The organism is Paenibacillus sp. NPDC101420, assembly GCF_050277435.1.
Classification (GTDB): Bacteria; Bacillota; Bacilli; order Paenibacillales; family Paenibacillaceae; genus Paenibacillus_AQ.
In genome coordinates, this window is sequence record NZ_JBNNSE010000006.1 from 349,720 (window position 1) to 362,896 (window position 13,177).

The 13,177-nt window shown below is 44.3% G+C and carries 12 protein-coding genes; 6 read left to right on the forward strand and 6 right to left on the reverse strand.

Annotation, left to right across the window (positions count from 1 at the left end):
• The first annotated feature begins 4 nt into the window (after positions 1-4).
• The 3 genes from phnW to pbfA are packed head-to-tail and all read left to right on the forward strand — an operon-like array spanning position 5 to position 3,256.
• On the forward strand, positions 5-1,099 hold the full coding sequence (gene phnW / locus ACQKMP_RS24445) for a 2-aminoethylphosphonate--pyruvate transaminase (RefSeq protein WP_427471476.1): 1,095 nt from the start codon (positions 5-7) through the stop codon (positions 1,097-1,099).
• Positions 1,096-1,911 carry a phosphonoacetaldehyde hydrolase gene (phnX, locus tag ACQKMP_RS24450; RefSeq protein WP_427471478.1) on the forward strand — a complete coding sequence of 272 codons (816 nt, stop codon included), beginning with the start codon at positions 1,096-1,098 and terminating at the stop codon, positions 1,909-1,911. The genes phnW and phnX overlap by 4 nt, the downstream gene beginning before the upstream one ends.
• Positions 1,901-3,256 (forward strand): (R)-1-hydroxy-2-aminoethylphosphonate ammonia-lyase, encoded by a 1,356-nt coding sequence (gene pbfA / locus ACQKMP_RS24455; protein WP_427471480.1) that lies wholly within the window; start codon positions 1,901-1,903, stop codon positions 3,254-3,256. The genes phnX and pbfA overlap by 11 nt, the downstream gene beginning before the upstream one ends.
• 282 nt (positions 3,257-3,538) lie before the next feature.
• Here the strand turns inward: pbfA and ACQKMP_RS24460 are convergent, their stop codons facing one another.
• Positions 3,539-4,594 carry a UvrB/UvrC motif-containing protein gene (locus ACQKMP_RS24460; protein WP_427471482.1) on the reverse strand — a complete coding sequence of 352 codons (1,056 nt, stop codon included), beginning with the start codon at positions 4,592-4,594 and terminating at the stop codon, positions 3,539-3,541.
• Positions 4,595-4,763: 169 nt separating this feature from the next.
• Here ACQKMP_RS24460 and ACQKMP_RS24465 point away from each other — a divergent pair, with 169 nt between their 5' ends.
• A complete protein-coding gene (locus ACQKMP_RS24465) occupies positions 4,764-5,510 on the forward strand; it encodes a hypothetical protein (RefSeq protein ID WP_427471484.1) in 747 nt (248 codons plus the stop codon).
• A 140-nt stretch (positions 5,511-5,650) separates the two neighbouring features.
• Here the strand turns inward: ACQKMP_RS24465 and ACQKMP_RS24470 are convergent, their stop codons facing one another.
• Positions 5,651-6,622, reverse strand: coding sequence for an S-layer homology domain-containing protein (locus tag ACQKMP_RS24470; protein WP_427471486.1), 972 nt, complete (start codon positions 6,620-6,622; stop codon positions 5,651-5,653).
• 86 nt (positions 6,623-6,708) lie between these two features.
• Positions 6,709-7,500 (reverse strand): SDR family NAD(P)-dependent oxidoreductase, encoded by a 792-nt coding sequence (locus ACQKMP_RS24475; RefSeq protein WP_339245583.1) that lies wholly within the window; start codon positions 7,498-7,500, stop codon positions 6,709-6,711.
• Between the two features lie 176 nt (positions 7,501-7,676).
• Between ACQKMP_RS24475 and ACQKMP_RS24480 the strand changes: the two genes are divergently transcribed.
• Both ACQKMP_RS24480 and ACQKMP_RS24485 read left to right on the forward strand, forming a co-directional pair.
• The gene (locus ACQKMP_RS24480) at positions 7,677-9,656 is read left to right on the forward strand and encodes a GTP-binding protein (protein WP_427471488.1); all 1,980 of its coding nucleotides are present in this window, start codon (positions 7,677-7,679) and stop codon (positions 9,654-9,656) included.
• Positions 9,657-9,662: 6 nt separating this feature from the next.
• On the forward strand, positions 9,663-10,184 hold the full coding sequence (locus tag ACQKMP_RS24485) for an N-acetyltransferase family protein (RefSeq protein ID WP_427471490.1): 522 nt from the start codon (positions 9,663-9,665) through the stop codon (positions 10,182-10,184).
• 69 nt (positions 10,185-10,253) lie between these two features.
• Here the strand turns inward: ACQKMP_RS24485 and ACQKMP_RS24490 are convergent, their stop codons facing one another.
• The 3 genes from ACQKMP_RS24490 to ACQKMP_RS24500 are packed head-to-tail and all read right to left on the reverse strand — an operon-like array spanning position 10,254 to position 13,018.
• The gene (locus ACQKMP_RS24490) at positions 10,254-11,132 is read right to left on the reverse strand and encodes a DUF3298 and DUF4163 domain-containing protein (RefSeq protein ID WP_042124758.1); all 879 of its coding nucleotides are present in this window, start codon (positions 11,130-11,132) and stop codon (positions 10,254-10,256) included.
• Position 11,133: 1 nt separating this feature from the next.
• Positions 11,134-11,640, reverse strand: a complete 507-nt coding sequence (locus ACQKMP_RS24495; protein ID WP_042124760.1) for an RNA polymerase sigma factor — start codon at positions 11,638-11,640, stop codon at positions 11,134-11,136.
• Positions 11,641-11,698: 58 nt separating this feature from the next.
• On the reverse strand, positions 11,699-13,018 hold the full coding sequence (locus ACQKMP_RS24500; protein ID WP_427471493.1) for an acyltransferase family protein: 1,320 nt from the start codon (positions 13,016-13,018) through the stop codon (positions 11,699-11,701).
• Positions 13,019-13,177 lie beyond the last annotated feature (159 nt).

Consider the following 13,177-nt stretch of genomic DNA (forward strand, 5'->3'; position numbering starts at 1 on the left):
GGCCATGAACAACTATAAATTGCTGACACCCGGTCCATTGACAACTACTAACACGGTCAAAGAGCAAATGCTCTTTGACCGTTGTACTTGGGACCAGGACTATAAGAACATTACACAACAAATCAGATCCAGACTTCTGGATTTGGCAAGGGCAACGAACGATGAATATACGACAGTTCTCATGCAGGGTAGTGGTACGTTTGCAGTGGAATCTGTGCTTACTACGGCGATTTCAGCGGATGATAAGCTTTTGATTATTACAAACGGTGCCTACGGAGAACGTATTGTGCAAATGGCGCAATATATCGGACTCCATTATCGTGTGTATAGTGCCCTATATAATGAATTCCCCCAAGAGGCAGAGCTTAGAGGGATTCTTAAAGAGGATCCAGCCATTACGCACATTGCGATGGTGCATTGCGAGACGACGACAGGGATTCTTAACCCGCTTGAGATGATCTCACAACTGGCAAAAGCCTACGATAAAACATTAATTATCGACGCGATGAGCAGCTTCGGTGGAATAGAGATTGATGTACCTGGGCTTGAAATTGACTATTTAATCAGCAGCGCCAATAAATGTATTCAGGGTGTTCCGGGATTTGGGTTTGTCATTGCAAAGCTGGATAAGCTGCTCACATGTAAAGGGAATGCACGTAGTCTATCACTTGATCTATACGATCAATGGAAGGCGATGGACGCGGATGGGAAATGGCGCTATACGTCTCCGACCCATGTAGTGGCTGCATTTTCGAAAGCGATTGAAGAACTGATCGAAGAAGGCGGCATTCCTGCAAGGGCAGCAAGATACCAGAATAATAACCGCATACTGAGAGAAAGACTTGCGAGAATAGGAATAGAGGCGTATATCACAGACGATAAGCAGTCTCCTATTATAACCACCTTTCTTTTTCCGAACGAGACATTCAGCTTTGAAGATTTCTATGAATATGTGAAAGAAAAAGGCTACGTCCTCTACCCAGGCAAATTAACGGAGCACGACACCTTCCGGATTGGGAATATTGGTGAGATTTACGAAGAAGATATTCAGAACTTATGTAATATTATCGAAGCATACATGGGAGGAATGACACAATGAATCAAGTCGAAGGCGTAATTCTGGATTGGGCAGGAACAGCGGTTGATTTTGGCTGCTTTGCACCGGTGAATGTGTTCCTTGATATTTTTCGGGAAGCTGGGCTTGAAGTTACGATGCAGGAAGCAAGAGCCCCTATGGGGATGCTGAAAATAGATCATATCCGTTCGATGTTATCCATGCCAAGAGTAGGTGCCTTGTGGGAAGAAAAGTATGGCAGAGCTTTTACTGAACAGGATGTAGAGAACCTGTATGCTGAATTCGAACCGGCATTGATGGCATCCTTATCCGAATATACTGATCCGATTCCGCAGGTTATTGAGACCGTCCAATTGCTCAGAAGCCAAGGACTAAAGATTGGTTCAACGACTGGATATACAGAGTCCATGATGGATGTTGTAATTCTGAATGCCGCTGGGAAGGGCTATCAACCGGATTATGTAATCACGCCAGATGGAACGCATTCACTGGGAAGACCTTACCCGTATATGATTTATCATAATATGGAAGCTTTAAAGTTATCGGCAGCATGGAAGGTTGTTAAGGTAGGCGATACGATTTCAGACATTCAAGAAGGTGTTAATGCAGGCGTCTGGTCCGTAGGTGTAATCATTGGAAGCTCTGAAATGGGCTTAAGCCAGGAGGAATTTAATTCACTTTCAGACGTGGAGAAGGACACGGTGATCTCAGCGACACAAACCTCTTTTATTCAAAACGGGGCAGACTTTACGATTCAATCGATGAGTGAGCTGCCTCAGCTGATTGGGCGAATCAATGTACTGATTTCTCAAGGAATCAGACCTTATGCGAGATAATCATGAGCTGAAAAGAGAAGGTGACATCAACTTTAGCCCCTTGCGGACAGAGTGGATGACCCAGTTAAGCGCTGTGAGTATAGATAGGATCGAAGCGGACGAGCGTGCATATATGCGACAATCCATGTCAACGCCGTGCTTGAACAGTATCGTAGATGCTGAGGGATGTTATATCACAGATGTGAATGGACGCAAATATCTTGATTTTCATGGAAATAGCATTCATCAGATTGGCTACAAGAATCCATACGTAACTGAAGCTGTGAAAAAACAGCTCGACGAGCTACCGTTCATTCCAAGAAGATTTACGGCAGATATTGCAGTGAAAGCTGCAGAAGCTTTAATCAACAAAACGGCCTCAAAGGACTATAAAGTATTATTTACGCCTTCCGGAAGTGCAGCTGTAGGTCTGGCCCTTAAGATTGCTCGCAAATGGACGGGGAAGCATAAGGTCATCTCCATGTGGGAGTCCTTCCATGGCGCGGGGCTGGACACAATCGCTGTCGGAGGAGAATACGTGTTTAAAAAGGACATGGGCCCGCAAATGCCAGGAATGCTGAAAGCCATTCCTTTTAACGCATACCGCAACCTGCTGGGAAGTCATTCCCATGAAGCAGTGGCTACCTTCTGCCTCGACTATCTGGAATATATGATTCAGCATGAGGGGGAGATCGGGGCGATCTTACTTGAGCCTATTCGGGCGACGGATACGCATATCCCGCCTATCTCTTATTTCACAAGATTAAGAAAAATATGTGATGAATATGGGATTCTGCTGATTTTTGATGAGATTCCAACAGCGCTGATGCGAAGTGGAAAGTTCTACGTCCATCAGAATTTCGATATCGAACCGGATATCCTCGTGCTCGGAAAAGGGTTAGGCGGAGGGGTGATCCCGCAAGCAGCGGTGCTTACCAGAACGCAATATGATTGTGCGGGGGATATTTCTTTGGGGCACTATACCCATGAGAAACCGGCGTTAGGAAGTGCAGCGATCTGTGCCACCATCGATTATATCGATGACTTAAATCTGCAGGAACAATGTATCAGCAGGTCTGAATTTGTAAGAGGGAAGCTTGAGACTCTGTCGGCTAAACATCTTTGCATAGGAGATGTCCGTATTGCTGGACTACTGATTTCTATTGAACTTGTGAAGTCCAGAGAGACTAGAGAGAAGAATGAGGAATTAGCTGAGCAAGTACTGTATTATTGCTTGGAGAAGGGTCTTTCTTTTAAATTGGCTGGAGGAAACTGCATCACCTGGCATCCTCCGCTTATTGTATCTGAAGAGAAATTAACTTTTGCTGTTAATCTTCTGGATGAAGGATTGTGTAAATATAGTTGAGAGATAGGCAAGCTTCAAAACAGGTTTCTTCCGCTCCGTACATGGGGGGAGAAACCTGTTTTGTCGTTTAAGGAATGAAAGACCTGCTCTTTTTGGGTAAGTTTAGAGTAACAGTTGAGCCAATAGATGAGATGAAGGGGACGGAGGAGGGTTTTGGAACTGGAGGAGCGTTAGTGTCCGTCTTTGTCTTCAGATTTCTACCACATATACTGGTTTGAAATCAAGAAATCTGAAGACAAGAGCGGGCGGAAGTCCAAACATTCACCGCAGTTACAAGGTAGATTAATTATACGAATGGGCTGGAGCAGCATTTAAAAAGATACGCAACAGCTTGTCCACCGCAGTGTCTAGACGAGAATGATTGTTAGCTGCAAGCCAATCCTCTTGCACGATGATGTAGCTGCACGAGCTGCTTTTTAAATAGCTGTATATAATTTGTGCTTCGTCAATTTCATGGCGAGTAATTGCTGCCGGGGCCTGGTTAAGTTCACCGCAGAAAGTGTCCATAATCGCTGATGTTATAACGGATTGCAGGTAGGTAATATCGGGTTGATCGTATTCGAGCTTAGTATGCGCCAGGATACGATTGCCTTTGAGCAATATGAGTTTAAGCGTTTGTTCATCCATGGCCTCAAGGATCGCGATATTCTGATTCTCTGCAGCGAATTCGATAACCTTCTCTTTGTGATTCAGGAAGCTGATGGCTCCGATGTAATCCCTATATTTGGCGGCGGTTTCGAAGTCAAATTGCTCTGCAGCTTCAGTCATCTGTTGCTCCATCTCCACAAGGAGACTGGAATCCGTTCCGTTTAGTAGGGCTATGACTTTATCAATGATTGTATTATATTGAACGGCAGCATCGCCGCCAGCACACATCCCTATGCATAAGCCAAGCGAATGGTTTAGGCATAAAGAATTTTTGAAGCTTGGATTGCTGCAAAGGATTTTTGAGCTTTCCTTGATGCCTTGCACGGCTCTTTCCACGGTACTTCTGCTCGTGTAGGGGCCCCAAATATGGTTACCTTTTTGAACAGCAGGATCATAAGTAATCTCTAACGAATGCATTTTATCATCCGTTCCTATTACGATATACGTATAGGCCTGCGGATTTTTCATTTTTCTATTGTACATGGGCTTTATTTCTTTAATTAATTTGCACTCCAGCATAAAAGCTTCGAATTCGGTATCTGTAAGGATAATATCCAAATCTTTAATATGGCGAACGAGCTGTTTTACCTTTGGGGAATGAGACTTCGAGTTTTGAAAATACGATTTTACTCTCCGTTTCAGCTGTTTCGCCTTTCCCACATATATAATATGGCCGAGGCCATCCTTCATGAGATACACGCCGGGAGTCAGGGGAAGGCTCTTAAGTTTTTCTGTTAAATGAATAGTAACCCCGCCCTCTCATAAGAGTTGTTTGACTGATAGTTTTAGTATAAGCCTGCAACCTTCATTTGTTCAAATCAGTCTAAAGAGCGAGGGATCAAAAACGAGGAGGGATCTTATGTACTTCGCAAGAAATATCGGTGGTTTGGCGCTGATAGCAGCTATGTTATGGCTTACAGCATGCAGAGGAACGCCAGAAGCGGGAACGGAACCGAAGGTGACCCCAGAACAGACGCAAATGCAGATGCCTGAGCAAACGCCAGAGCAGACACAAACTGCACAACCAGCGGCTACTACGGAGCCACTACAGGAGACGGAGCCATCAAGCACGGATCAGCTACTGGATCAGGAGGGACTTCCGCCAACTGTAGAGGAAGCTGCGACGACAGTCATAAGGTCTATTAAAAATAAGGATATGAAGCAATTGGCCGCATGGGTACATTCAGATAAAGGGTTACGTTTTTCTCCATACGCATACGTAGATACGAAGAATGATCTTGTATTCAGCAAGGATGAAGTGGAAGGATTAATGAATGACTCTACCAAAAGAGTCTGGCGAACATTTGCTGGATCGGGTGATTTAATTGAGCTGACATTCGCAGATTACTACATGCGGTTTGTCTACGATGCAGACTTCATTCAGACGGCCGAAATTGCTGTGAACAAGGGGCTTGGGCAAGGTACAACGATCAATAACTTGAACGAAGTGTATCCCAAGGAGCAATATGATTTCGTTGAATATCATATTACTGGCATCGATCCTTCTGTCGAAGGGATGGACTGGCGCAGCCTGCGTCTAGTTTTCGAGAAGATTGGAGAGGATCATGCTCTAGTAGGGATTATTCATGATCAATGGACACCCTGAGAAGTAAGAAATTCTTATTGGTCCTTGGGTAGTTTAGAACATGGGGGAGAACCCAAAAAACGAAGGTGCCTCAGTAGCCATTTTACGGCTTTTGGGGCACCTTCGTTTGATTCGTTCCATAAAAATCGAGTCCGGAACTTTTATTGAGTAGCGCTAGAAGAATAAGATGTAGATCCGGATACCGATTTAGCGATCGCTTTATATCCCTCTGGCAGATAAGTGACAACAGATGCTTTTGAGATCACCTGTGCGTACATTTTTCCTGGTTCAGGAGCAGTCACATTAAAATAAATCACAGCGGTCTTGTCTTTGCCAAATTCGATTCGCTCAATCACTAGTCCATATCCAGAATGCGGTAAGTTGTTAACGGTCAACGTAGCCTTGTTTACTCCTTCACCCGCTTTGGTTAGTGTAACCTCAGTCTCATAGGTTGGAGTAGTAGGGCTGCCATTAGACACAATTACGCGTTTGGCAAAAGCAGCTGCATCGTAGGTCATCGCGGCTGCTTCCGAACGGGTAATGGCATCATTTGGCCGGAAATTACCGTTCTTATCGAGTGTGGCGATATGTGTATTCAGCAGGATCTGGAGACTATTTATAACCTCTGTAGAAAGTTTATCGCCATCCTTAATGTCTACATACATGAGTGTAACCGGGAAGTTACCTTTACTTTGCAGTGCTTGCGTCAATAAGTGAGCGAACTGAGCACGGGTGATGGTTCCGTTAGGATCTACTGTTCGATCAAGTGAAAGACCATTTTGCTTGGCAGTCAGGAAGGCTGAAGCATACCAAGATTTGTCGTTCACCTTATCAAAATAATCACTAGCTTTGGATGAGCTGTTACCCGCCTCTGGCTTCGGAGACAGATTCAGACCCCCAACGATGAACTGAATCCCTTGGGCAAAGCTTACTTTAGATTTAGGCGCGAACTTATCTTTGTCTACTCCATTTATAATCCCCTCTTTATGCAGGGAGTTAATTTTTGCTTCCGCAGGATCACCTTTCAAATCCGAAAAAGCAAAAGCAGATGTTCCAAATGACAGGCTTGCTGCTAGAATACCGCAGGCTATCGTCATTGTTTTGACATTACTTATGAATAATGATTTCTTCATTATGCGTCACCTCCATACTCTTAGATGGTAGATTAGACCAAAATGTTGCAGGCAATTTAAAATATTATAAAGATTCAAGTAAAACGTTATCCGCGAAGGAGTGACTCGGCACCATCTACATAGATCTCAGTTCCTGTGACATGGAAAGACTCATCCGAGGCGAGAAATAATACTAGATTGGCTACTTGTTCAGGTTTACCGGGCGCATCTTCCAGAGGATGATTGCCTTTTGGAAATTCTACAGGAATCATCACTTCTTGAAGATCATCACTCTTATCCGTATTATCTCCAATTTGAGTGTCGATTGATCCAGGACAGACCGCATTTACGCGGATACCGTATTGCGCCAGCTCTAACGCAGCCATTTTCATAAAAGCGACTTGTCCAGCCTTGGAAGAGGAGTACGCAGCAGCGCCGATGTTCGAGAACACTCGATTTCCGTTAATAGAGCTAGTGATAATGATGCTGCCGCCATTTTCTTTCATATGGGGGATAGCATATTTTACTGTGGCAAAGGTACTGCGTAGGTTGGTATCTAGCGTCTGGTCCCAATCTTCGATTTCTAGTGTTTCGATTGGAGCCCATGTACCATTAATTCCAGCATTCGCAAAAATAATATCAATCTTCCGAGCCTCATCCGCAACCTTACGAATACTTTCTTCGACAAGACCTGGATTGGAAACATCGCATTCGATAACTGTAGCTGTTCCTCCAATGGATTCAATTTCACGTTTAGTTTCATAGGATTCCTCAGGGGTGCGATCAAGCATATATACCTTAGCTCCGTGCTGAGCAAACCTTATGGCTGTAGCTTTTCCAATACCGGACCCTGCGCCTGTGACTACTGCAACTTTATTTTGCAAACGTTGATCTAACATGATGAATTTCCTCCTTGGCGTTAGACTTCTTACTTAGTAATTACATACCCGGCATAGCTGAATTTAACCAATTTAGTAGGAGGGTGGAACAACAAGGAGGGATGTATTACTATGAGACATAAGGATGTGTACAATATAAATTTAGATCAATCTAGCTCATGATAGGGGTACTATAGATGATTCAGCAGCAGGGAGCAGAACGGATTAATGTGGGGATATTTGCCCATGTGGATGCCGGCAAGACAACAACAACAGAGCATATTTTGTATGAAAGCGGTCGCATTCGAGCGCTCGGCAGCGTAGACAGTGGGACAGCATTGACGGATTCTATGGATGTAGAGCGGCAACGAGGAATATCCGTTCGGGCGGCATTAGCTTCTTTTGAATGGAAGGGTGTGCAGATCAACCTCGTTGATACACCAGGACACGTCGATTTTCTGTCAGAGGTTGAACGGTCTTTGCGAGTGATGGATTGTGCGGTGCTAATTTTGTCGGCGGTAGAGGGTGTGCAGGCTCAAAGTGAGATGATCTGGAACGCGCTGAGGAAGCTGGGAATACCGACGCTTATTTTTATGAACAAAATGGATCGTGTAGGTGCAGACCCTGAGGCTGTGCTGGCGCAAGCGCGAAATTATTTGTCTAGTGATATCATTCCTGTACAGCAACCCACCGGGAAAGAGCAGGAGTACATAGGCGCAATAGATTTGTGGGGGAGCGATGCCGATCCTGCTGCACAGACTGAATTGTTGGAGGCATTGGCTGAGCGGGATGAAGATCTGCTAGAGACGTATATGTCAGGTAGTTCGATTGATCTTGCAGCTTGGAAAAAATATATGAAGACAGCTTCCGCTTCAGGACGCTTCTTCCCAATGGTTTATGGTGTTGCCGCCAAGGGTCTTGGCATTACTGCATTGCTGGACGCGATGGTTGAGTATTTTCCGCGAGCTGGTGGCAATGTTGAGGGGCCGGTGTCCGGCATTGTCTACAATATTCAGCGTGATAAAAGCATGGGGCGAATGGCGTTTGTCCGCCTTTATGAAGGAACGATCCGTAACCGCGATACGGTAATGAACTACACGCAGAATATTCAGGGAAAAGTGACCCAGATCCGCAAGGTCGAGGGTGGTCGTACTGAGGATGTCGGATCGCTTGAAGCGGGGGATATCGCTGTAATCTATGGTCTTTCAGGGGTACGGATCGGAGATGTACTCGGCCATCCGGAGGCGATTCCGGAGGAAGCGAAGCTGGCTGTACCGCTGCTAACGGTGCGCGTATTCTGGGGAACCGATATGGATGACCATAAGGTTATCGGAGCATTGCAGGAGCTGGCGGATGAAGATCCGCTCTTGGATGCGCAGTGGCTGCAGGATGAGCGAGAGCTGCATATCAAAGTAATGGGACCTATTCAGCTGGAGATTCTGAATAGTGTTCTGGAGGAGCGGTATGCGCTGAAGGTTACCTTCGGTCAGCCTTCTGTTATCTATAAAGAAACGCCAGCCTCTGCTGGGGAAGGCTTTATCGCTTATACGATGCCGAAGCCGTGCTGGGCGATTCTGCGGTTTCAGATTGAGCCCGGACCTCCTGGCAGTGGTTTAGTTTATGATTCGGTAGTGCGGAGTTCCGATCTGCTGCCGCAATATCAGAGCGAGACCGCACGCCGTGTACCAGAAGCCTTGCAACAGGGCTTGTACGGCTGGGAGGTTACCGATCTTAAAGTGACCTTAATCGAGGGACAGCATCATGTATGGCATACCCATCCGCTGGATTTTGCCGTAGCGACTCCTATGGGGATTATGGATGGACTCGCGCGGGTAGGCACTAAACTACTGGAGCCGATTCTTCAGGTTCGCATCGTTGTCCCTGAGGAGAATGGCGGCCGAGTGATGAACGACCTGGTTCAGATGCGCGGCACCTTCGAGCCACCTGTGCTGCAAGGTGAGCGGATGATCATCGAAGGCCGTCTGCCACTGGCAACGTCGCTTGATTATCCTGTTACTTTAAGCTCCTATACGAAGGGGCGTAGCACGTTCACTTCTTTTTTTGCCGGCTATGAAGAATGTCCTCCAGACGTATCCGCTGAGCGCACCCGCCGGGGCGTGAATCCATTAGATCAGGCGAAATATATATTAAGCGTGCGAAAGGCGCTGCAGGGGTGAGATAAAATGACGATCAGAGAAGCAACAGCTAGTGATATAGACGGGATCGCTTTCGTCCACGCTACGAGTTGGAAAACCACGTATAAAGGACTAATATCAGACGAGTTTCTTGATAATTTCACAGTAGAAGCTAGAAGGAAGCGTTGGATTCAGAATTTTGAAAATCCCAATAAAGACGAGGTAATGTATGTTGCTGAAGATGAGTCTGGGATGATCATTGGCTTTGCAAATGGAGGGGCGCGAAGAGAGCCGGATCTCTACGATGCGGAGCTTTACGCACTTTATTTGCTTAAGGAACACCAAGGAAAAGGTCTAGGGAAGCAGCTCATAAGAAGTGTAGCACAGAATTTATTGAAGAAAAATTATAGCTCGTTCATGACTTGGGTGCTGGTGGGCAATCCGGCGATTCATTTCTACCACAGCGTTGGGGGAGAGTCTATCTCAAGTATAGAAGTTAAGATAGGGAATGAATTATTAGAAGAAATAAAAATAGGATGGCAAGACATTAGAGGCATAGGGATTGATTAATGACTTTTTACGCAAAAAAAGACTCATAAGGGATACAAAACGCATACCCCTTATGAGTCTCATAATGATTTATTTAATGTACGTACGGCTGACCAGAACATCTGCAATTACATCTGTTGGAATGATGAATTCTCTAACGCCCATGTAGCCAGGAGCCACATCATATTTGTTAAAGGAAATAACCAGCTGGTACTTATCGTTGATATAGAAATCTTGATCTTTAGCTATATTTTCAAATTGATAAAAAAGGTCTTCATTGGGTTCATCTGTTGAAATCCAGTAGAACATATCTTTATCTGCTTTCATTTGGGAGCGCATCTGTTCTTTAATATTTTCACTTATGATACTGATATATCGATCATCCTTAAATAACATAGGCAGACTTAGCAGGATTTGATTCTTCTTGTCTATCGTATCGTGCTGCATTGTTGTTGACGATGAACCTACGGTATTTACCACGTATCTGCTAATAGCAAATAGCTCAGCATTGTCCGTTTTAACCTCAAAGCCTGTATCGACCCCTAAATGCCCCTCTCCGGATTGCTTTAAAGACTCCATCTCTGCTTGAAACTCATCATATAGTTTTTTGTTTTCTTCGAGATATTTTTCATTCAGAGTCGATTCCAGCTCTTTATTCTCTAGGTTAGTAATGATGGGGACCTTTATGTCTGCATTATAGGTCTGCTCATCCACTTTGTATTCTCTAAAAGTTAGCACTTTAACAATACTGTCTACACCAGGTATAGCGGAGAAGGCATTGGCAATGTTAACATTGACATTAATCCCAATCACGAAAAATAGGGCTGCCGCACAAACTCCAGATATCCACTGGTAACGTATTCTTCTTATCTTCCTTTTCTTTAATGCTTTACTTACAACGAAATCTAATTCCTCAGGAATAGGGAGTTTGTTATAATCTTCTATAATTTTTTTGATTTGGTTATCCATTCTAATTGATCTCCTTTGAGGATTCTTCCTGCATGTTGACTCTTAATAACTGGAGTGCTTGATATAGTCTAGTCTTTACTGTATTGACGTTTTCATTTAATACTTCCGCAACTTCCTCGATCTTTAAATCTTCGATATATCTAAGGACGATGACATTTCGATACTTAAGGGGGAGATCATCCAGCGATCTTTCTAAATCAATATCTGGATACACGTCTACCGCACCAGGGATAAAAAAGTCGAGTGCTTCATCATCTACCGGTTGAACTCTTTTATGTTTCCTCAGAAAATCTAGTGAGGTAGTTACTACGATTCTAAACAACCAACTCTTTACGGATTCTGGGTTTTTTAGCAACCCTATAGAGGAGAGAGCTTTATAAATCGAATCCTGAACAACATCTAATGCATCCTCTTTGTTCTTCACATAGCTGTAAGCTAGACGGTATATGTTCTCCTTGTTATCTGTAATACAAAGAGTGAGTAATTTCTCTTTATTCCTCTTAAGCATATTCGTAAAACCCTTCTCTTTTTATATTGCGTAGCTTTAGTTTGTTAGATTACTATTCTCATTGATTCTCCTTTTGTATGGCTTTAGCTACAAGTGCGGCATAGGATTTGGCACCTTCTCGTTTTAGATGAACGCCATCCTCATAGAAGTAAGAATCCTTTCCTTCGCTTGAGGAATGCCAGTCTACAACCATAGCATTGGGGAATTCTAAAGCCACTTTCTTAAGCAAGGTATTCACAGTATTTTGCCATTTTTTCGGTACACGTGTGTTTACTAGTACGACTTGCTGAACATCTTCAAGTGAAATAAGTAATTTCCGCAATTGATTGGAGTTAAAAGCTCCGTTCGTACCTAGATTAATGATCACTCGAGTGCCAAGTTTCCCCTTGGTTCTAAGTTTATCGACCACTTCTTGTGCCTGTGACATCTGCCTGCCTACCTTACCATCGATTACAATGCCTGGCAGAAGTTCTTGTAGATAAGGAGCGGCATCGAGGATTACGGAATCACCTATCGCAGTAACACCTTTACCTGCTTCTTCTACCTGAGGCTGAGGTTCTGGCTTCTTCGGTGGATCTACTGGTACTGGTACAGGCACAGGCACAGGTGTTGGTATATTTTGAGGGGGCACTAGTGTGACATTATGTTCATTCTTATCGGGATTAGTAATAGTGCCTGTATTCGGATCTGCGGATATCTTAGTATCCAAGTTGCTACTGCAGGATATGGACAATATGATTAACGGGACTGCAATAAAGATGAATAAGGGTCGAATCTTGAATTGCAGATGAATGCTTAATTTCGTACACCATCTTCCTAATAAACCTTGACGAATAGGTTCTTCGATATATTTCCACGATAGTGAGGCTAATAGGAGGCTAACTCCCAGCTGAAAAAGAACACGGAAACCATCGAACCCACCTGTATCTACTGTAGGATTATTTAGAATGATGACTGGATAATGCCATATGTAAATACTATAGGAACGTACGCCAATCCAACGCAAGGGCTTGCAACCCATGATTTTAGCTAGTCGGCTCGCAGGATGTGCGAGTACAGCTATTACAATTGCGGAAAGAATCGACACTATAACCAAGCCGCCATAATAAAGAAATTGTCCGTATTCATTCGTCCGCCAAATCATAAGAATGAGGGTGATTAATCCGATTGCACCACTGAAGTCAAGGATATAGCGAGATCTGCGTGAAATCTTATCGGTCAAATTTTGACTCGGCCATGCTAGAGCGAGAGCGGCTCCAATCAGTAGAGCAAAAGCTCGGGTATCAGTACCATAATAGACTCGGCTTGGGTCAACTCCAGGTTGATAGATTAGCGCCATAGCAAGTGCCGAGAGGAATGCCCCTGTTAGACACATCACAATGAGTTTACCTCGCTGAGGTGCAAGGCGTAACCCTACAATAATAACCAATGGCCAAATGAACTAGAACTGTTCCTCAATAGCGAGCGACCACAAATGACCGATAGGAGAAGGAGGTCCAAAGCTCTCGAAATAAGATACATCGTGAAAAATAAGCCA